We start from the raw sequence: 20,747 nt of genomic DNA on the forward strand, positions 1-20,747 counted from the left end.
TCTCGCAACTACTTCGGCCGAGCAGTTCGCCCCGCCCGCCACCGGACAAAGACGTCATTTGCTTCACCTCCACTGGACGTTCCCGCAAAAAAAGACGCCTTTCGCGAAGAAAGGCGTCTTGGTTATTCATCTCGACCCGGCTATTTCAAAACAGCCAGGACATTGCGCACGGAATCAGCCGATTTGTCGAGGGCTGCTTTTTCCTCTGCGGTGAGTTCCAGCTCGATCACTTTCTCGATCCCGTTTGCCCCCAGGAGGGTCGGAACACCGAGGTAGAGATCGTGGTAGCCGTACTCGCCTTGCAGAAGCGCAATGGATGGCAGGATACGTTTTTTGTCCTTGATGATCGCTTCAGCCATCTGCACCAGCGAGGCAGCCGGGGCGTAATAGGCGGAACCGTTACCGAGCAGGTTGACGATTTCGCCGCCGCCTTTGCGGGTGCGTTCGACGATCGCATCGAGGCGATCTTTCGGGATCAATGTTTCCAGCGGAATGCCGCCCGCGTACGAGTAGCGCACCAATGGAACCATGTCGTCGCCGTGTCCGCCGAGCACGAAGCCTGTCACGTCTTCAACAGAGACGTTCAGCTCCATTGCCACGAAGGTACGGAAACGCGCCGTATCCAGCACGCCGGATTGCCCGATTACGCGCTCTTTCGGGAAGCCGGACGTTTTGTAGAAGGTATAAGTCATCGCATCAACAGGGTTGGAAAGAACGAGCACGATCGAGTTTGGCGCATACGTTTTCACTTGCTCCGCCACCGACTTCATGATGGCTGCGTTTGTGTTCACCAGGTCGTCGCGGGACATGCCAGGCTTGCGGGCAATCCCTGCGGTGATGATGACCAGATCGGCACCTTTGATGTCCTCGTAGCTGGCTGTGCCTGTAATGTTGGCGTCAAACCCCAGTACAGGAGAAGACTCCATCATATCCAACGCTTTCCCTTTTGTTGGGTTTTCCAGTTGCGGAATATCAACCAATACGACGTCGCCCAGTTCTTTTTGCCCCAAAATAAATGCTGTGGTTGCACCAGTGAAGCCACTACCGATAACAGCGATTTTTTTACGGTTGAATGCCATGACTTAACTCCCCTCCAAAATGTAAGGTAATCGTTGCCAAACTATCTTTATCTTACATGTTTTGAATCAGCGCGTCAGCAAACTCGGAGCATTTCAGCTCGGTTGCACCTTCCATCAGGCGAGCGAAATCGTACGTTACGGTTTTCGCGGAGATGGTTTTTTCCATGGAGTTGATAATCAGGTCAGCCGCTTCGTTCCAGCCCAGGTGACGCAGCATCATTTCTCCGGACAGGATCACGGAGGATGGGTTCACTTTGTCCAGACCAGCGTATTTAGGCGCTGTACCGTGAGTTGCCTCGAAGATCGCATGGCCAGTCAGGTAGTTGATGTTTGCGCCTGGAGCGATACCGATACCGCCAACTTGTGCAGCCAGCGCGTCGGAGATGTAGTCACCGTTCAGGTTGAGGGTTGCTACTACATCGTACTCGGCAGGACGAGTCAGGATTTGTTGCAGGAACGCGTCCGCAATCACGTCTTTTACGATGATTTTGCCAGCCGCTTCTGCTTCTTTTTGCGCTTTGTCAGCGTCGCCGCCTTCAGCCTTGATGCGGTCGTATTGTGCCCAAGTGAACACTTTGTCGCCGAATTCCGCTTCAGCCACTGCATAACCCCAGCTTTTGAACGCGCCTTCGGTGAACTTCATGATGTTGCCTTTGTGTACGAGGGTAACGGATTTGCGGTTGTTGTCGATCGCGTAGTTGATCGCTGCGCGAACCAGACGCTCTGTACCGTCTTTGGAAACAGGCTTGATCCCGATACCGGAAGTTTCCGGGAAGCGGATTTTCTTCACGCCCATTTCTTTTTGCAGGAATTCGATTACTTTTTTCACTTCCGGAGTGCCTTCTGCCCACTCAACACCAGCGTAGATATCTTCTGTGTTCTCGCGGAAAATAACCATATCTGTCAATTCAGGATGTTTCACAGGGGATGGAACGCCATCGAAGTATTGAACAGGACGCACGCAAGCGTACAGATCCAGCTCTTGGCGCAGCGCCACGTTGATGGAACGGATACCGCCGCCTACTGGTGTAGTCAGAGGACCTTTGATGGCGATCAAGTATTCGCGGATCGCTGTCAATGTATCTTCTGGCAGCCACTCGTTGTATTGATTGAACGATTTTTCTCCTGCGAATACTTCGAACCAAGCGATTTTTTTCTCGCCGTTGTATGCTTTTTCTACCGCTGCATCCAGTACGCGAACGGAAGCTTTCCAGATGTCAGGGCCAGTACCGTCGCCCTCGATGAAAGGAATGATCGGGTTGTTTGGAACTACCAGTTTGCCGTTATCAACCGTAATTTTTTCGCCGGCAGTTGGTTGTGCAAGGTTTTTGAACACAAGAATCCCTCCAGTGGTGAAGATAATAGGTGATTATGAATATTTCCAGACGTAGGAGAACTACCACTGCTTGTGGTAGTTCTCAAGCTTGCGCTTAGGGAACAGTTGCCCTCCACGCTCGAAAATAGCGAGTGTTTAGCGGCGGTCAATCGGAACGTAGTGTTGGTTGACCGGACCGGTGTAATCCGCGCGCGGACGGATCAGGCGATTGTTTTCATACTGTTCCATGATGTGAGCCGTCCAGCCGGACATGCGGCTGATAGCGAAGATCGGTGTGAACAGGTCAGTTTCCAGGCCGAGAGAGATGTACACGGAAGCGGAGTAGAAGTCAACGTTTGGCTTCAGTCCTTTTTCCTTGGAAATCATGTCGTCGATTTTCACGGACATTTCATACAGCTCTGGACGACCGATTTGCGCGGTCAGCTTTTGGGACATTTGCTTCAGCCATTTCGCGCGCGGGTCACCATCTTTGTAGACGCGATGTCCGAAGCCCATGATTTTCTCTTTGTTGTCCAGCTTGGCGCGGATGTACGATTCTACGTTGTCGAGGCTGCCGATTTCCACCAGCATTTTCGCAACCGCTTCATTGGCGCCGCCGTGCAGAGGGCCTTTGAGCGTGCCGATGGCAGAGACGATACCGGAGTAGATATCAGTCAAGGTCGCAACGGTTACGCGAGCAGCGAAGGTAGATGCATTGAACTCATGGTCAGCATGCAGAACCAGCGCAACGTCAAACGCTTTCACTGCTGTTTCTGTCGGCTCTTCGCCAGTCAGCATGTAGAGGAAGTTTTGGGCGATGGTGAAATCTGCACGAGGAGCAACTGGCTCCAGACCTTTGCGCATGCGCTCGTAAGCGGCAATCAAGGTAGGAGTTTGAGCCATCAGACGGATGGATTTGCGATAGTTGGCTTCAGGAGACATGTCTTGCGCTTCTGGGTCGTAGAGCGCTAACGAAGAGACAGCTGTGCGCAACGCCGCCATTGGGTGTACGCCTTTTGGGTAGTGGCGGATGCTCTCCAGCACTTCTTTTGCCACTGTTGCATTTTCACCCAATTGTTTTTTCAAAGCGTCTAGCTGATCACGCTTCGGTAACGCTCCATGCCAGAGCAAATATACAACCTCTTCAAAAGTTGCATGTTCTGCTAACTCATCGATGTTGATCCCGCCATAGCAAAGAACCCCATCGACGATCGAACAGATCGATGATTGAGCGGCAACGACGCCTTCTAGTCCACGTGTTGTTGTCATAGAACTCCCTCTCCTTTTCCACTCAAGTAGTAGCGCTTATCCAGTCCTCGCTTGTCCTTGTGACTGATAAACGACTTTATCCACAGCAAATATGAAGTTGATGGCAGCGGTTTCTTTCATCCACCACTCTTGTCAGGGAATAGATCCACGCAAATCCTTAGAACATGCCAAGGGGGAGAGGCGAGTGAAAAGAATCCACTATAAGTCGACCCAATTATAAAAGATTATTGCGATTTTGTGAATAAGATTGGCGAAAAAATGTTTCAAAGGATGAAACCCGGTTTTGTTTTTTGCGCGAACTTGCTCCATTTGTCCGGTTTGCTGCATAATAGTTCCATAAGGATTTGTGTGCTGTTCGATGGCAGAAAGGAGACCTTTGTTGAATCAGGAAAACTGGGTGGAGCGCCTCTTTCAGATCATTCGCTTTTTCTGGGTTTGCCTGCTTGTTTATGTAGGAATTCGGCTGTTTCAGTTTGCAACACCCTTACTTTACCCATTTATAATTGCTTTAGTCATCGCGCTTTTGATCCACAAGCCGGTCACGTTCGTCACGCAAAAGTTCAAGATTCCGCGCTGGCTGTCGGTCACTCTCGCCCTGCTCGTCTTGATGCTGCTTGCCATCGGGCTGGCGACATTGGTCGTCTCGGAAACCGTCGTGGAGATCGGCGAGCTGGCCAAGCGCCTGCCGGGATTCGCCCAGGAGCTGTCCGAGTATTTGCAGCGGACGATCTCGCAAGACTTTTTGCTCGGCATCTACAACCAGGTGCAATGGATTTACGACCAGCTTGACCCGAACTACAAGGACAAAATTAGCAACACGGTCGGAAGCGGCATTACTTCCATCACCCACGCCGGGCAAAACCTGATTGTCAGCTTCCTGGACGGCCTGAAAAACGTGCTCGTCTCCCTGCCGAACATGGCTACCGTATCGGTTATTTCCATCATGGGCGCGTTCTTTATTTCCAAAGACTTCTTCCTCTGGGAAGCGCGCTTCCGCCGCCTGTTGCCAAGCGGCGTCAACAACCGGCTGGACCAGATTTTCCGCGACCTGCGCGGCGCTTTGCTCGGTTTTCTCAAGGCGCAGTTGACGCTCATCTCGCTGACGGCCGCCATCGTGATCGTCGGCCTTCTCATCATGCGCGTCGAATACGCGATTACGATCGGGCTGATTACCGGCCTGGTCGATCTGCTGCCGTATCTCGGAACGGGAACCGTCTTCGTTCCGTGGATCATCTACCTGTTTTTCAAAGGCAACTACACGATGGTCATCGGACTGTCCATCCTGTACGCGGTCGTTCTCATCTTCCGCCAGATCATCGAGCCAAAGGTCGTCGCGGAAAGCGTCGGTCTCGATCCGCTGCTCACGCTGGTCGCCCTGTTCGTCGGCCTGCAACTGTTCGGCTTTTTGGGGCTGATTATCGGCCCTGTCTCGCTCGTATTGATTAACGCGCTGGTCAAAGCCAACGTGTTCGTGGACATCTGGACCTACATTCGGGGAAAACGCACCTAACAAAAGAACCGCTTTCGGGCTAGCCGTGAGGCCGTCGCTCGAAGCGGTTCTTTTTGACAACTGCTCTTTTATCTGCGGAAAAAGAATTGGATGCGCCCCGACGAGATCAAATACCACAGCCATTGTTTCAGCAGGTGGCGCAAAATCATGCGGGTGTACGGAATGAGAAAAATCAGGCCGATCACGTCGGAGACAAAGCCTGGCAACAGCAGCAAAATGCCGCCGATCAGAATCAGCGCGCCGTCAATAATCGTCTCTGTCGGCATCTGCCCCCGTGCCAACTGGAACTGCAGCGTGCGAAACACCTGGACGCCTTGCTGCTTCGCCAGCCAAGCCCCGAGCAGCCCGGTCAGGATCACCAGCAAAACCGTGTTCCAGCCGCCGATGAGCGAGCCGACCGTAATCAGCCCCCACAGCTCCAAACCGAATCCGACGACAAACAGGATGATGAGAAAGCGCAGCATGCTACTCCCCTCCTTTATACTGGGCATCCAGCCAGGCGTAAACCTCCGGCTCTGTTCTGGACAAGCGAATCGGCTTCAGCTCTGCGTTCGTAAAAACGTGTATCGTCTCGCCCGACACGAGCAGCTCCTGGTCCGACACGCGGATAATATCGTAAGCAAACGCTAGTCGAACGGCACTCAGCTCCTTGACCCGCGTCTGGATTTCCACCACATCGTCGTAGCGGGCCGGCTTTTTGTAGGAGAGCGACGCGTCCGTGACCGGCAGCAGCACGCCTCTTTCCTCCAGCTCGCGGTAGGTAAGCCCCGCATTGCGGATCAATTCGGTTCGTCCTACCTCAAACCAGTTCAAGTAATTCGTATGGTAGACCACGCCCATCTGATCGGTCTCGCCGTAGCGCACTCGCAGCCGATGGGCATGAATAATCGGACTCACTCATCATCGCCCCTTTCTCTATACGTATATTGTACCATAGACAAACTGGTCTTGCGGTCTGGCTGGTATGTCAATTTTTCATTACGTCAATACTCGAAAAAGAATAAACTGGCGCAATCAGGAAAGTAGGAAAAAGGAATGTGGGGAGCAACCGTTGTCTTGGTCACAGCGATCATCATTGCCTGGTGGGAAATCCCTCATCTGGTTCACCTGGGCTATTATCGGGAGCTTGTCGTGTTTTCCCTTTTGCTTTTGCTCGCCGCAGCAGCAGGCGTGCTCAAAGTGTTGGGGGTCGCCATGCCCAATCCGGGCGATTGGGTGCTCGCCGTCCTTGGCCCCTTTGGGGAATTTTTGCAGAGATTGTTCCACTAGGAGGACATCAGGTGCTGTCCAACGTCACTATCTCGAATCGGCAAATGATGATAATTACAGCCCTGTTCTGCATCGGGACCACGATTTTGGTCGCCCCTTCTACATTGGCTGCGGATGCAAAGCAGGACGCGTGGATTTGCGCCATCCTGGGAAATGTAGTCGGCTATGGATTGGCCTGGCTCTACATCGCTGTCGGGTTGCTCTATCCCAATCAAAACTTGCTGGAAATCAACGAACGCGTTCTCGGCAAATGGCTCGGCTGGGCAGTCTCGCTGCTTTTCCTCTTCACCATGCTGCTCGCCTCTTCGCAGGTGCTGTTTTACATCGGAAACTTTTTAATCACGCACATGTTCCCAGAGACTCCGATCATCGCGCTGCACATTTTGTTTTTGCTCGTCGTCATGCTCGCCATGCGGCTTGGACTGGAGGCTTTCGCCCGATGCATCGAGCTGTTTACCCCGTTGCTACTGTTGCTGTTTTGCTCCCTGATCTTTTTTCTTTGTTCGACCATGGAGTTTGAAAACGTACAGCCGATTCTCGAAGCGAGCGGGAACGGCATCATGAGAGGCACCATGTCGTTTGTCAGCATGGTGCAAGTATTTCGGCTCCGCACCTACAAGCCGCTCATCCTTCCCAAAGCTTTTCTCGTCGTCGTCTTTTCCCTGATCGTCTATCCGAATACAGCGTATATGAACCAGTGGGATGTCGACGCCTGGTTGCCTTACAGCCTGATTTTCGGGCTGTTTTACCCGCTGCTGCTCCTGATCGTCGGCCTGATCCGCAAAAAAAGAGGGAGAGACTCGTCGTGACCGTCTCTCCCTCTTCTCTATGTTGGTTCCTCATGTGAAGCAGCGTGTTAACGAATCGGGCAAGCGCCGCCTTCGCACGCTTCTGCGGTAGACAGATCAGCCTCGCCGCCTGTTTCGAATTGCTGCAAAATCGCCGGGTCAAACGGCTTCATCGATTGCTTCAGCGCCTCGTATTGCTCTTTCGTGCACTCTTCATACGGCGCAAGCTGATAGTTTCCGCCATCCAGTTGCAGGAAGGACACGCCGACAAAATTGTCCCAGTTGGCGTAGACGATTTCTTCCACTTCGCTCCACTCTTCCTTGCGAACGGTAATCGTATTGGAAGAGTTGTGCTCGGTGTATTCCTTTTGAAAACGGAAGTACGTGTCGAACTGGCGTTTCGCGCTCACTTCGTTTTTCGTCTCTTGCGCACCGGATGCTACCGGGAAGTCGATCACGAGCGTACGCGCATTTGCCATGCGCTCTTCGTGCGTTTCGCCAGGGGTCCCCACCTCGGGATGGACGGTCCAGCCGAGAGCTTGTACAGCCTTTGCCAGCGGGTCCTGGGCGTTGATGCGAATACGGCGGATGTAGTACGGCGAGTGCGACCAGTGCAAGCCGCTGGAAACGCCCCCGGCCACCTGCGACAACGTCCCTTCCGGCTTGACGGTCGTCACGAGCAGCGGCGAGTTCACGCGCAGCTCATACGCGTAGCGGTCTGCTTCACTGCGGGCAGCATCGCCCAGTTGACGCAGCAACTCCAACTCCTGCTCTTCGGTATAGCCGAGAGAAGCGAGCGCATCCTTCACGCCTGTCAACGACGTTCCGAGCAGGCGGTCGCGCTGCTGGACCGTATCCCAGTGCGGCAGCTCCAGTGTTACGAGCGTCATCCGCAATCCTGCGCGGGCAGATTTGCGCTGCGCGTCCAACAGTCCGTCCAGGTCCAAATATTTCGAGCCGTCCTCACGCTCGCGGACAAACTGAACCAGGTTCACTGTCGTCAAGTTGCAGACCCCGTACGAATCGAGCAAAATTTCCGCACAAGGGTTGAGTCCTTCCGCATTCGGGCGGCGGCGATTCGCTTCTTCCAGGTTGATAAAGCCTGGCTCGCCCTCCAGTTGCATCAGCGTGAACACAAGGTGCAAAAACTCTTTGGTCGGCTGCTTGGTGAACGCAATCGAGTTGTTGGACATGCGGCGGTGATCCAGGCCGAAGCGCCCGTCTCCCACTTTTTGAATGCTGTCAAACCAGACAGGCTTGTGCTCTCCCAAAAGCTCTCCGACACGACGATGGTGGGCGAGCTGCTCCTCTGTCCAGAAGCCGTTGATGCCGTATTTCGCCAGCATGCACTCGTAGTCATCGTGGTCAAACAGGAAAATTTCCGCGGTGCGGCGCACGCCCCCGACCACAACGTTTGCTCCGATGAGGTTGCCGATGTCGAGAATATGTATGGGGCGAATTTTGCCGTACCCTTTTTCGTCGCTTTCGATCGGGGCCAGATGCTGGTCGATCTGGTTTTTCAGCACTTTGTCGATTCCTTCAAACATTTCGCGCAGCGGCTCGTGTCCGCTTGCTGTTCCGCCAAAGCGCTTCAGCCGCTCCCCTTTTGGCCGCACGCTGTTGTAGGAGATTTTGACCGTATGGATATGCTCGTAGGCGGAATCCGTGAGAATTTGCAAGTACAGGCGCAACGACTCGACCCAGCCTTCCTTGCTGTCCCCTACGTAAATTTTCGCAAAGCCGTTGTCCAGCACATTCAGCTCGGAGCGTTCCAGACGCTGGTGCTTCGGAAGCGGTCTGTACTCGGAGGAAAGCAGGGTGACGTTGGTGCGGATCGGCCCAAGTCCGGCTGCCATTTCCTTCGTGCATTTAAAGCCTACGCCCGTTCCTACGAGCAACAGGTAGAACAAATCGCCCAGGTCGTCCCATGACCTGATGTTCAAAAACGAGCAGTTGAAGTTAGCCAGTGGGTACAAATCGGCAACGCCGTTCTCCGCGCCGCCTACCCACAGCGTCCGTCCGGACAAAAACTGGCGAAGGTTGAACATGTTGTCAAACAGCCCTTCCGCTTCTGCCTCCATCGCCCGCTCATCCGGCTGCAAGCCGATCTTTTTCATATGTTGGTACGCAAGCTTCATATTGTAATCCACCGAGCGGCGGCATGTTTCTTTCCACGTTTCCCGTCTGCCTTTCTCCGGGAGGAAGCGAGAATAAGTCCGGTAGTAAACAAATTGTCCCAGAGGATTCATATGAACAGGAAAATCTGGATATTGTGCTAAAAATTCATCCCTCAAAAAAACGGTTCGGGATACGGTTTCGGTTGCCAACATGAACGTTCCTCCTTCGATTCTTTCCTCTCTAGTTAACTATCTTTGTCAAAAAAACTCAATAGTTTCACCTATATATTGTGCGAAATAAAATTCGACAACACTACATATTGTGTTTCACTGAAAAAAGTGCTTGACATCGACAACCGCACGAAGGGAGCCGTTTTTCCCCTTTTCGCGAGCCGGATGACATCGTTTTCTCCTGGAAAAAACACGCGCAAACTGTAAAAAGCCGAGAGCCACCAAGACGAACACCTGATCGATTTTATCAGATTCTCCCTTGGTTTGCATCACCTAAAAAGCGCCGTTATTTGGAAAGCGTTAGCAAAAAAACTTGGCAGACAGTTGGGACAACACAAAAAAGGGTGACGCTATGCCACCCCAAAAAAGTATTTGTGCAAAGACCTTTCTGCTGGATCATTTGCGTTGAGTTACCATTGTGTTTTACTGCTGCCCGATCATGTCAAAAGCTGATTTTCAGAGCTAAGCTGATCCAATAATAAACATTGTTACTAACGCTATCAAAATCCCTGTAATCACAAGGGAAATCAGAAAAGTATTTATTAATTTTTTTTCCGATTATCATCTGCACCCTTATATTGAATGATCGCCCTCCCAGCAAATATAAGCGTGATAACAGAAGAAAAGATCAAAATGATATTTGCCAACTGTTGCATATATTAGCCTCCTTGGTACAAAAAATTTCAAAAGTTTCCCCTTTGTTTAGCAGGGGAAACTTTTGAAAAAGAATGTATGGTTTACTGTGGCTCAATATAAAACACATATGCCCACGTCATATCTAACTGTCCACCCGTTAAAAACCCATTTACACAAAAAAAGTTACATTCCCCATTAGCGCCTCGAATACTGTCATGCTCTCACCCCCTCGCTGTTAGACGTGAGGATGAGCCGCCCCCCCTTGAAAGCCGTGCCTATGTACTTGTCCCAATTTTACTATGATTCGGTAATTGATACCATCATATTTATAATATGAGCCTTTTGCAGATTTCTGAGCCCTTTCGTATCAAGCACTTGAAAAGCATAAAAAAGGACTTCACCCCAAGAAGGAGAGGTTTTCAAGCAACCACACACGAAAACTTTTCGAGGAAGGTGAAGTCACTTGTATATTCTCCAGCCATCACTTTTTTCCTTTGAGGAACTGCAAAAACTTGAATCGAAAGAACGTCTGCCCTTATTTTTTTCGGTTCTGGACTTACGCCCGTACGCCAAAGAATTGAGAAGCATTACGCCCCAAGGGGCAACGGGACACAGCCGCGAAGCGATTTTACGGTCTTTGTTGGCGGCTCCTTTCGAAGGAATTTCGCAATTTACTGCTCTTCATCTGAGACTCACAAGTGATTTACGCTTTCGTTACCAGTGTGGGTTTCCCATTGATCGACCCGTTCCATCCATTGCAACGTTTAGTCGCGTATTTGCTCAAATTGTCCAGAAAAGCGTTGCCGAGAAGCTGTTTTACGACCTCGTCATGCAATGCCGTGAAGAGGGAATCATTACAGGAACGACCATTGCCATCGACAGCACGGCGATTGATGCGTATGAAAAAAAGCAACCGAAATCTCGCTGCCAAGGAACAGGAAACGCCACCTGGGGAGCCAAGTTCGACTCCTTTGGCAATAAAATCACGTGGTTCGGTTACAAAATTCATCTGGCAGTAGACGCGGACAGCGAATTGCCTGTTGCTTTAGAAGTCACTCCTGCTCACGTCAACGATGGAGACATGGCTCCTCCTCTCCTGGCACAAGTGAACAACCAAGCCAAGGAAGTGTGTAAGAATTACGTGATGGATGGTGGATACGATCATCTCAAGAACTACGAAATCGCTCATCAATACAAGGCACAGGCTATCATTCCTCTAAACCTCCGAAACGAGAAAGAGCCACCTGCTGGTTATACGTCAAACGGAACGCCTCGATGCAGCATGGGATTTGAAATGGTGTACGCAGGTGCTGACGGAACCCATCTCAAATTTCGTTGCCCGCATGTGATGGGAAAAGTAGAGTGCCCACACGGCTCAGCTTGGTGCTCTTCCTCCAACTACGGAATGGTCGTAAAAGTGAACGTCCACGATGATCTCCGCAGATTTTCTTTGCCACATCGGGACACAAAGAATTGGAAGAAGATGTATCACAAACGGACGAGTGTAGAGCGATGCAATGCCCGTTTAAAGGAAAACCTGACAGCGAATGATCTACATGTCGGTGGCATTCAAAAAGTGAAAACGTATGTGTATTTGAATGCTATCGTATTATTGGTGTCTGCTCTGGCAGGAAAGAAAGCCAAGCCATCCAAAAAAACGGCCTAAGCACTCTTTTGAAAAAAGCAGCATCGCAAAATTCTGTCCGAATGCCCATCTTGCTTTTAGGCTTTACCTTATAAAAGTGGCATTTCCCACTTTACGTACCATTAAACTTCATTTTTTAAACGAAAACCTAATTTTGCAAAAGGCTCAATATAGATTCATCACCATAACCCGTGCTAGACATTGAAAAAACGCAGATGTTCCTTTATCGTGGGAGTTGTCGAGACAACCACTGAAAAGGAGGAAATCTGCGTTGTGCCTTGATTTTAGCACAGACTTTATCAGACTTCCATCATTCCATCTCACACATTGGGAAAAAACAAAGGAAACGGATTGGATCGCTGTTCTGGAACCGCATTCTGCCTGTCATCTTTGTCCGATCTGCCTCGGAGCCAGTACCAACCATGCACGTCCTGGACGGCGTATTCTTCGTCATCGTTTCGTTCCTTCTTGGGGGACCGTCTGGGTATCCGTTCCCGTGTATCGCCAGCGCTGTGCTAGTTGTATGCTTACATGGACAGTGGAATGGAACGGTATCCCGCCTCGAGGATCCGTGACCTCTGCTTTTCAAGAGATGGCGGTGGATATGTGCCGCAGTCGGGATTTGCTCTCGGTTGCCAAGCAATTGAGTGTGGCCTACTCGACACTCGAACGCTGGTACTACCAACTGGCCCCCCAACGCCTTGCTCAACCAAAAGAACATGGAGCTCCTGAAGGGGTCTGTCTGGATGAGTTTGCTCTGCAAAAAGGACATAAGTATGGCGTGAACCTCATGGATGCTCAAACCGGTCATATCTGGCAAGTCACAGAAGGACGTTCACGTGAACAGGTACGAAACGCCCTGCAGCAATGGCCCTTTCGTAAGGCTCCCCATGTAGTTGTCACGGATTTGGCTCCAGGAATGGCTGAAACAGTATGCCAAGTCTGGAAGCATACCCTTGTGGTAGCAGATAAATTTCACGTGATCCAGCTTTTCTAGAAAGCGTTGGAAGCTACCCGAAAACGCACTCATGCTCGTGGAACACATCGTCGGGGCAGACATGAGCAACGCCTGCTCCATACGATCCCTGACAAGTTGAAGCCCGAAGAGCTTCAGGAACTGAAGATTTGGTTAGCAGAAGATCCACAACTAAAACGACTCTACTTTGCGCTTCAAGACATAAGAACCGTGTATGCCGTTGAAACCCAAGAGGCAGGGGAGGAAGCGCTTCAGAAATGGATTGTCGACCATCTCTATTCTCCGACTCCTGCGGTTCGTTCCATTGCCAAAACGATTGAACAGTGGCAAGAGCCCATTCAGAATTATTTTTCCTTTCGGGTAACGAATGCCAAGATTGAAGGGACACACAACAAAGTGAAGGTAATCAAACGAAGAGCCTACGGCTACCGCAATCTAGAGAGATTCAAGATTCGCATTAGACTGGAGTGTAAACCGGCTACATAACTACGAAAAACTGCGATAGAGGGAGATCAAGCACGTTTTATGGTGGAGAGCTAATATTTCAAATATTTTTATTTTTAATCACTTTGTTTCAAATAATTGACATTTAAAGAAAAAAAGCTTAGTTTTGATAATAAATTGTACACAATCAAAAGAAGGTGAGATTCTTACTTAATACGTTCAATATGTTGTTTGGTTTGCTAAAGCTTTTCCGCACATCTAGGCGTTTTGTTGCCCCAAGCCAAGCGATGTGATGCGTGGTCCAGCTAACAGAGCCCCCATTACAATGATTATTGGAGAATTTAGGATTTCAAATTGGTAAGCTTAGTTTTGGAGGTAGAAAATCAGTGAAAAAAATGAAACTGCTATCATTATCACTTCTGGCAAGTATCTCTTTTTTATCTACAAGTGCTGCTGCCCATGATGATCGTTGCAACGATTCCAGTTGCCATGTGTGGAGAGGTGGATTTAATACTGGGGACAAGGTCAGTGATTTGAAATATTGGTTGGATTCCTCCGTTTCCGATGCTGGCTATACTTCTATCATAAATTTTGGAGCCTCGTCCTGGAATAATATATCAACCAGTGTTTCACTTTCTCAAGTTTCAAAAAAAAATGATTCACAGGTCAGAGTTTATGTTTCTTACTACTCTCAGTTTTGGGACGGACAATGGGAGCCTTATTATACTGATTCAAAAGGAAATTTAAATTTTGATGGCAACAATTTCGAGGATTGGAGTTTAGGGAACATTAGACTTAATCTGCAGCAAATAAAAAATCGTTCCTCCAGCTTTAAAAAGAAAGTGGCTGTGCATGAATTTGGTCATTCTTTAAGTTTGGCGCATAACATGGATGATGTATCAGTCATGAAACCAGGAGAACTTTCTTTTAATGAGCCTCAAAAGGCAGACAAAACCCACTTGAAAAATAGATGGAAATAACTTGGAGGGAAACAAACATGCTTGGAAAAATTGTAATGGCTTTAACAACTTCGCTTGTAGCTGGATACGTTTACCTGGACAATCAGGTAGAAGTGAGAAACTCTCACGCTTCCGTTACTGTGTATGAGAGCGTAAAGGATTTGGAGAAAGATGCCGACCTGATTATTATTGGAGAAGCAACGAATAAGACTGAAAACTATATCAGGTATCATGAAAATGGCGAAATTGATGATTATTCCACAAAAAGAATGGTGAAGGTTCAAAAAATATTTAAAAATAATTTGGATGAAAAGCTCGCTGTCGGCGATGAAGTCGAGGTCTGGGAGCCTAGTATCATCATAAAAGACGGTGTCATCGGAAAACAGCAGCGGACGATTGAAGGTTATCGCCTGATGCAAAATGAAAAGAAGTATGTTTTATTCCTGAAGAAAAACACCTATTTTAACAACCTGGCCCCCTTGGGCGTGATCCAGGGCAAGTTTCCTCTCGATGAAGCAAGTAAAAGTCTGAATTACGCGTACAAGGACGAATTTAAACATTATAACTTTCCTCAGTTTGACAAGTTGAATGAAGAAGTTTCCATTAAGTACAAAATGGAATAGCCCCAAAAGAGAGTCTGTCTGTCAAGATTTTTATGTACACGGAAGGACATCCATCGTCGCGAACCCCCTTACTTGTTTAGCTGGTGCCAGCAAACAGAGGGGGTTTTTTCTGTGAAAATCCACTTATGCACCGCCGGGATATAATTGGGGCTTGCTGAACGAATGAGAAATATACAAGAAATCATGAATAATATGCAGATTTGGTTCCAAAACAGCAAAGTCAGAGTCTGAATGGCATTCAAAGAATTCCTGCAAAAACCTTGCACTTGGTCAAATTATAAATCCAGATTTTCCGCAGTTTTCTTTGATTATTTCACGATTCCTCGCGTTTATGCATTGTTCAGCAAGCCCTAATTGACCCAGGTTCGCCGGAAAGAAAATGACTGTGAACGCTCACCAAAATGTTGACCACTTTGCTCATCATAAAGTTACCCACCTGACAGTTTGAACACACGTCATCATTTCTTTTAAGCCCCGAAATTGGATTTGAGTCATACCCCCTTATCTTGTTAAGCTGATATCAGAAGAACAGAGGGGGATATTTTTATGCAACGGAGACGCTATTCAATCGAGTTCAAACAACAACTGATCCAGGAAGCCCACGAAGTAGGAAACGCTAGCCAAGTAGCCAGACGGCATGGGATAGACCCTAAAATGCTGTATCGATGGATACGTGACTCCAAACACGCAGATTGGCAGAATACGTCTTCCGAAGCTAAAGCTGTAACAAGCTATACACCAAGTCCAGGAGAGTTTCGGGAACTGGAAACGGAGAATGATAAACTGAAGAAATTACTGGGAGAAAAGGACTTGGAAATCGCGATCCTTCGTGATCTTGAGCCTTTTGCAGATTTCTGAGCCCTTTCGTATCAAGCACTTGAAAAGCATAAAAAAGGACTTCACCCCAAGAAGGAGAAGTTTTCAAGCAACCACACACGAAAACTTCTCCTTCTTGGGGTGAAGTCCTTTTTTATGCTTTTCAAGTGCTTGATACGAAAGGGCTCAGAAATCTGCAAAAGGCTCATATACAAAATCGTTACTTGTAGTAATTGATCTGAATTCAAATCGGGGAGACCTGCCAAGCACAAACTTTTTTACTATTTCACCATTCAAATTTACTTTTAATATTTGCTCCTCTTTTACTGTTGGGTCAAATGTCAATACATATATATGATTGTTAAAAAAGGTTCCGCTTGTGAAAAAACCATTATTTAGAACAAATTCGACAGGTTCACTCTTATCGTTAAGTAAATATATTCCACTCGTATAAGAAATAGTTCCCTTCTCGTTTTTTTGTCCCCAGTTAGTGATAAATGTAATTTTATCATTGTTATAGAATGTATTTGTAACTCCTTTTCCTGATTCAATTCTTTTTTTTGTTAATCGACTGTTTTTAGGGAGAATGTAGTAATCGCCTTTATATCTAGAAGAAATATAATAAATATCCTTATGCATAGTAAGACTATTTAATGCTCCTTGGTCAATATTCTCTTCATTTATTTTTTTGCCTTCGGAATCATTAGCGTTGCATAAAAAATGAATCCATCTATTGTCAAATTATTCTGAATGACATTTTCAACTTCACAACCAAAAACGAGAACAGCAAAGCACAAGGTAGCCACTATCCATTTGGTAGTTTTATACATTTATTACAACATCGACAACAACAAACAACACTTACTTCCTTTTCTGTCGCCCTCTGGATGTTCGTTTGGATTGGTAATCCATTCTGCCTATCCATTGTTCAAAGGTCTGCCAGAGAAACACTTTGAGCCATCTACTGATTTGCAGCAGACTGTGCTGACTGTTTCTTTCCAGCTTTACAAGAAGCAACAAGCAGTAAGCAATGAGAGCGAGAAAAACTTGATTCCAGACCGCATTTTCACTTGTTCCATAGAACGTCTTAATCTTTGCGTGTTGTTTCATCCATTTGAAAAACAGTTCTATTTGCCAACGCCAACGGTAGATGTCGCTCAATTATTCTGTGTATTTGAATGCTATCGTATTATTGGTGTCTGCTCTGGCAGGAAAGAAAGCCAAGCCATCCAAAAAAACGGCCTAAGCACTCTTTTGAAAAAAGCAGCATCGCAAAATTCTGTCCGAATGCCCATCTTGCTTTTAGGCTTTACCTTATAAAAGTGGCATTTCCCACTTTACGTACCATTAAACTTCATTTTTTAAACGAAAACCTAATTTTGCAAAAGGCTCAAAAAAGTAAGCGTATTAAGAGACATGAATGGAGCCGTTTTAGCATTTTTCCTTTATACAATTACAGACCAACTCTGGTGGCTTAGTCTTCTTGTTTTAATAGCTGCCTATATCTTTGCAATTATACAAACATCGAAAAACGTCCGATGAAGCTCGAAACCAAAACTACCAACCAGTGGGGGGAACGCCCGAATCCTCATTTTCGGGCGTTTCTCGCTGTTTTCGGCAACTAGCGCCTAATTAACCGGCTGCCGCTGTTCTCTTTTGGGATTTCTACCCTACGAACGGGATTGGGGCGGTATTTACCTGCCCGGATTTGCTCCTTGATGGTTTCCCCGCTTTCTTTGAGAGAGGGTAGAAGTTCATTCGTCCATCTCCTTCGTGTTCCGCCCTGTTCTTCTGCGGTGAGCCTTCCGCTGGAAGTTGGCTGCCCTTCGCTCCTGACGACTCCCTTTCCTCCCATCTCCCCGCATCATTTACACTGGGATGTCCGTGTAGCTTTGCTTTGTTCAGCAAGGTCGTCCCATCCCCTCTACCTGATGATGTTCGTTTGTCCTCGGGCCGGGATTTTGCCTCCAGCTTCCTTAAGATTCCACCTCACGATGAACACCCTTGCTCTTGGCTAGGGGTTGTCCACTACCAGCCCCCACAAGCGGACTTTCACCGCTTAGTTAGTCGCCATGCGTGGCACACAAAGAAAACCCCGTTGATTTTCATCACGGGGTTCGGCTGAAAAGCCATATAAAACAAGACTATTTTACCTACAAAACGCGCGCATGACCCGAATAAATATGCCCACGCTCCGAGTCGACTGTCACGACCTGTCCTTCCTTCAACAAGTCTGTAGCAAACGGCACGCCTACGATCACAGGCACGCCCAGGTTCAAGCCTACGATGGCAGCGTGAGACGTCAGCCCGCCCTCTTCGCAAATGACGGCGCCAGCCTTGCTGAAGGCTTCGATCATGTCGGAATCCGTTCCGATCGTCACCAGAATGACGCCTTCCTCGACTTTTTGCAGCGCTTCCTCTGCGGAACGGGCAATCACGACCCGGCTTGTCACGACTTTGCGGCCGATGCCTTGTCCTTTTGCCACCACATCGCCAATTACGTGGATTTTCATCAGGTTGGTTGTCCCTACTTCGCGCACAGGCACGCCCGCGGTAATCACCACGAGATCGCCATGGCGCACAAAGCCGGCGTCGAGCGCTTCCTGCACCGACATCTCCAGCATTTCATCGGTTGTATTCGCCAGCTCGCCTTTCACCGGATAGACGCCGTTTACGAGCGCCAGACGGCGAATGACAGCCGCATGCGGAGTGACTGCGACGATTGGCGCCTTAGGACGGAATTTGGACACCATGCGCGCCGTGTGTCCGCTCTCGGTTGCGGTAATGATCGCTGCCGCGTCCAAATCCAGCGCTGCATTGGAGACAGCCTGGCTGATCGCATCGGTAATCGTCACTTGCTTAAGCTGGGCTTGTGCGTACAAAATCTCGCGGTAGTTCAGCTCTTGCTCCGCTCTTACGGCAATGCGGTCCATCGTTTCCACAGATTCCACCGGGTATTTGCCCGCAGCCGTCTCGCCGGACAGCATGATCGCATCCGTGCCGTCAAAAATCGCGTTGGCGACGTCGCTTGCCTCGGCGCGGGTCGGACGCGGATTGCGCTGCATCGAATCGAGCATTTGCGTAGCCGTAATGACAGGCTTGGCCAGCTCGTTACATTTTTTAATCAGCTTTTTCTGGACGAGCGGCACTTCCTCGGCTGGAATTTCCACACCCAGGTCGCCGCGCGCCACCATCAGGCCGTCTGTTACGACGAGAATTTCATCGACGTTGTCGACGCCTTCCTGGTTTTCGATTTTGGCGATGATGTCGATGCGCACGTTGTGGCGCTCCAAAATCTGGCGGATTTCCAAAATGTCGGAGGCTTTGCGGACGAAAGAAGCCGCGATGAAATCAACCTGCTGCTGGATGCCGAACTCGATGTCCTGCGCATCCTTTTCCGTAATCCCGGGCAGGTTGATTTTGACGCCCGGTACGTTGACGCCTTTTTTGCTTTTCAGCGTACCGCCGTTTTTGATGAGGCAGACGATCTCGTTCCCCCGGACCTCCTGAACCGTCAGCCCGATCAAGCCGTCGTCGATCAAAATCGTATCGCCCGGTTTGACGTCTTGCGGCAACTCCGAGTACGTAATGGAGACGCGCTCGGCTGTGCCAGCGATTTCCTCTGTCGTCAGGATCAGTGTTTTTCCTTCCTCCAGCTCGACTGCCTCAACGGCAAGCGTGCCCGTGCGGATTTCCGGCCCTTTCGTATCCAGCAGGATCGCCACCGGCTTGCCAGTCTCCTCGGATGCGCGGCGAATGTTTGCGATGCGCGCCGCGTGCTCTTCGTGGCTTCCGTGGGAGAAATTCAGACGAGCTACGTTCATTCCCGCGTGTATCAGCTTTTTCAGCGTCTCGACAGACTCGCTCGCCGGTCCGATTGTACACACGATTTTTGCTTTCCTTAACATAGGAATTATGCCTCCTCTATACACTGCTGCTCTCAAGCGCTTGCTTGACTAGATAGACAGTGTTCGCGCCAGTTGATATACGGATAAATCCAATTGATGCTTCTGTGACAATGCTTCGTTGAAATCAACGTCGACGATCTGGTTGTTTTGAATGCCGACCATCCGATCTTTTTTGCCTTCCAACAGCAAGTCGACTGCGGCTGCACCCATCCGGCTAGCCAGCATCCGGTCCATCGCGGTCGGCGAGCCTCCGCGCTGAATGTGTCCGAGCACGGTCACGCGCGTCTCCCAGCCTGTTTCCTTGGTGATCGCTTCGGCGTAAGAAGCCGCGCTGCCCACGCCTTCTGCCACGATGATGATGGAATGCTTTTTGCCGCGGCGCTGTCCGGCGTGCAGACGCTCGATAATATCATTCATGTCCTGGGATTCTTCCGGAATGATAATCGACTCGGCCCCTGCGGCAAGCCCTGCCCACAAAGCCAGGTCGCCTGCGTCGCGTCCCATTACCTCAATGATGTAGGTGCGCTCATGGGAGGTTGCCGTATCGCGAATTTTATCGATCGCTTCTACAATCGTATTGAGCGCGGTATCGAACCCGATCGTAAAGTCGGTGCACGGGATGTCGTTGTCGATCGTGCCCGGAACGCCAATCGTCGGGAAGCCTTTTTCCGTCAGCTTTTGCGCTCCGCGGAAAGAGCCGTCCCCGCCAATGACGATCAGCCCTTCGATCCCGAATTTGCGCAACTGCTCGACCGCTTTTTGCTGTCCGGCGTCAGTCTTGAAAGCCTCGCTCCGGGCAGAATAGAGGATGGTTCCTCCTCGCTGGATAATGTCCCCAACGGAGCCCAGTGTCATTTCCTGGATATCGCCTTTCATCAGACCTTCGTATCCGTGATATACCCCGTACATTTGCACTCCGTGGTAAGCGGCACGGCGAACGGCCGCACGTACCGCCGCATTCATGCCTGGCGAATCTCCGCCGCTGGTCAGAACCGCAAGCTTTTGCATGGAATCCACCTCTCCAATCCATATCGTCTTTAGCATGTCATGAAACAGAAACAGTATGTACCATAACGTGTATGAAACATGCTGTATTACTCCGTTTCGTATATCTGTTATACACACAACAGAAATGTGTCATACTTTTTGAAAGCTCTGATAA

The 20,747-nt window shown here is 49.3% G+C and carries 18 protein-coding genes and 1 pseudogene; 9 read left to right on the forward strand and 10 right to left on the reverse strand.

All coding sequences use genetic code 11. The annotated features are described in order from the left end of the window. Positions 1-140: 140 nt before the first annotated feature. From mdh to citZ, 3 genes are all read right to left on the reverse strand, one after another. Positions 141-1,079: a malate dehydrogenase gene (gene mdh, locus M655_RS20925; protein WP_005834759.1), complete on the reverse strand. Its 939-nt coding sequence runs from the start codon at positions 1,077-1,079 to the stop codon at positions 141-143. A 52-nt stretch (positions 1,080-1,131) separates the two neighbouring features. After that, positions 1,132-2,415 (reverse strand): NADP-dependent isocitrate dehydrogenase, encoded by a 1,284-nt coding sequence (gene icd / locus M655_RS20930; protein WP_005834761.1) that lies wholly within the window; start codon positions 2,413-2,415, stop codon positions 1,132-1,134. Positions 2,416-2,550: 135 nt separating this feature from the next. Then, on the reverse strand, positions 2,551-3,663 hold the full coding sequence (gene citZ / locus M655_RS20935) for a citrate synthase (RefSeq protein WP_005834764.1): 1,113 nt from the start codon (positions 3,661-3,663) through the stop codon (positions 2,551-2,553). 379 nt (positions 3,664-4,042) lie between these two features. Here citZ and ytvI point away from each other — a divergent pair, with 379 nt between their 5' ends. Further along, complete coding sequence (gene ytvI / locus M655_RS20940; RefSeq protein ID WP_005834766.1) at positions 4,043-5,173, forward strand: sporulation integral membrane protein YtvI; 1,131 nt, start codon at positions 4,043-4,045, stop codon at positions 5,171-5,173. Positions 5,174-5,241: 68 nt separating this feature from the next. On the opposite strand, the gene M655_RS20945 is transcribed toward ytvI, so the two are convergent. Both M655_RS20945 and M655_RS20950 read right to left on the reverse strand, forming a co-directional pair. Next, positions 5,242-5,637: an FxsA family protein gene (locus tag M655_RS20945; RefSeq protein WP_005834767.1), complete on the reverse strand. Its 396-nt coding sequence runs from the start codon at positions 5,635-5,637 to the stop codon at positions 5,242-5,244. A gap of 1 nt (position 5,638) precedes the next feature. Then, entirely contained in the window at positions 5,639-6,070 is a 432-nt protein-coding gene (locus M655_RS20950; RefSeq protein WP_005834768.1) for an acyl-CoA thioesterase, read from the reverse strand. A 138-nt stretch (positions 6,071-6,208) separates the two neighbouring features. Here M655_RS20950 and M655_RS20955 point away from each other — a divergent pair, with 138 nt between their 5' ends. Together M655_RS20955 and M655_RS20960 are read left to right on the forward strand one after the other, a co-directional pair. Beyond that, positions 6,209-6,442 carry a hypothetical protein gene (locus M655_RS20955; RefSeq protein ID WP_005834770.1) on the forward strand — a complete coding sequence of 78 codons (234 nt, stop codon included), beginning with the start codon at positions 6,209-6,211 and terminating at the stop codon, positions 6,440-6,442. An 11-nt stretch (positions 6,443-6,453) separates the two neighbouring features. Further along, positions 6,454-7,251, forward strand: a complete 798-nt coding sequence (locus tag M655_RS20960; RefSeq protein ID WP_005834772.1) for a GerAB/ArcD/ProY family transporter — start codon at positions 6,454-6,456, stop codon at positions 7,249-7,251. Positions 7,252-7,298: 47 nt separating this feature from the next. Here M655_RS20960 and nrdJ read toward each other — a convergent pair whose 3' ends face one another. Further along, on the reverse strand, positions 7,299-9,560 hold the full coding sequence (gene nrdJ / locus M655_RS20965) for a ribonucleoside-triphosphate reductase, adenosylcobalamin-dependent (RefSeq protein ID WP_007784801.1): 2,262 nt from the start codon (positions 9,558-9,560) through the stop codon (positions 7,299-7,301). A gap of 1,117 nt (positions 9,561-10,677) precedes the next feature. Here nrdJ and M655_RS20970 point away from each other — a divergent pair. From M655_RS20970 to M655_RS20995, 6 genes are all read left to right on the forward strand, one after another. Beyond that, positions 10,678-11,880: a transposase gene (locus tag M655_RS20970; RefSeq protein ID WP_129552163.1), complete on the forward strand. Its 1,203-nt coding sequence runs from the start codon at positions 10,678-10,680 to the stop codon at positions 11,878-11,880. A gap of 550 nt (positions 11,881-12,430) precedes the next feature. Further along, the gene (locus M655_RS20975; RefSeq protein ID WP_286085881.1) at positions 12,431-12,856 is read left to right on the forward strand and encodes a transposase; all 426 of its coding nucleotides are present in this window, start codon (positions 12,431-12,433) and stop codon (positions 12,854-12,856) included. Between the two features lie 6 nt (positions 12,857-12,862). Beyond that, the gene (locus M655_RS20980) at positions 12,863-13,321 is read left to right on the forward strand and encodes a transposase (protein WP_286085882.1); all 459 of its coding nucleotides are present in this window, start codon (positions 12,863-12,865) and stop codon (positions 13,319-13,321) included. Positions 13,322-13,674: 353 nt separating this feature from the next. Further along, entirely contained in the window at positions 13,675-14,259 is a 585-nt protein-coding gene (locus M655_RS20985) for a matrixin family metalloprotease (RefSeq protein ID WP_238504450.1), read from the forward strand. A 17-nt stretch (positions 14,260-14,276) separates the two neighbouring features. After that, complete coding sequence (locus tag M655_RS20990) at positions 14,277-14,861, forward strand: hypothetical protein (protein WP_026557906.1); 585 nt, start codon at positions 14,277-14,279, stop codon at positions 14,859-14,861. Positions 14,862-15,407: 546 nt separating this feature from the next. After that, positions 15,408-15,719, forward strand: coding sequence for a transposase (locus M655_RS20995; protein ID WP_129552239.1), 312 nt, complete (start codon positions 15,408-15,410; stop codon positions 15,717-15,719). A gap of 144 nt (positions 15,720-15,863) precedes the next feature. Here M655_RS20995 and M655_RS21000 read toward each other — a convergent pair whose 3' ends face one another. From M655_RS21000 to pfkA, 4 genes and pseudogenes are all read right to left on the reverse strand, one after another. Next, complete coding sequence (locus M655_RS21000; RefSeq protein ID WP_286085883.1) at positions 15,864-16,316, reverse strand: hypothetical protein; 453 nt, start codon at positions 16,314-16,316, stop codon at positions 15,864-15,866. 353 nt (positions 16,317-16,669) lie between these two features. Then, a pseudogene (locus tag M655_RS28365) lies at positions 16,670-16,838 on the reverse strand (transposase); the annotation flags it as partial. Between the two features lie 992 nt (positions 16,839-17,830). Next, positions 17,831-19,585 (reverse strand): pyruvate kinase, encoded by a 1,755-nt coding sequence (gene pyk / locus M655_RS21010; RefSeq protein WP_005831386.1) that lies wholly within the window; start codon positions 19,583-19,585, stop codon positions 17,831-17,833. Positions 19,586-19,633: 48 nt separating this feature from the next. After that, the gene (gene pfkA, locus M655_RS21015) at positions 19,634-20,593 is read right to left on the reverse strand and encodes a 6-phosphofructokinase (protein WP_005831388.1); all 960 of its coding nucleotides are present in this window, start codon (positions 20,591-20,593) and stop codon (positions 19,634-19,636) included. Between the last annotated feature and the right edge of the window lie 154 nt (positions 20,594-20,747).

This window comes from Brevibacillus sp. NSP2.1, from assembly GCF_000470975.2.
Taxonomy (GTDB): Bacteria; Bacillota; Bacilli; order Brevibacillales; family Brevibacillaceae; genus Brevibacillus; species Brevibacillus agri.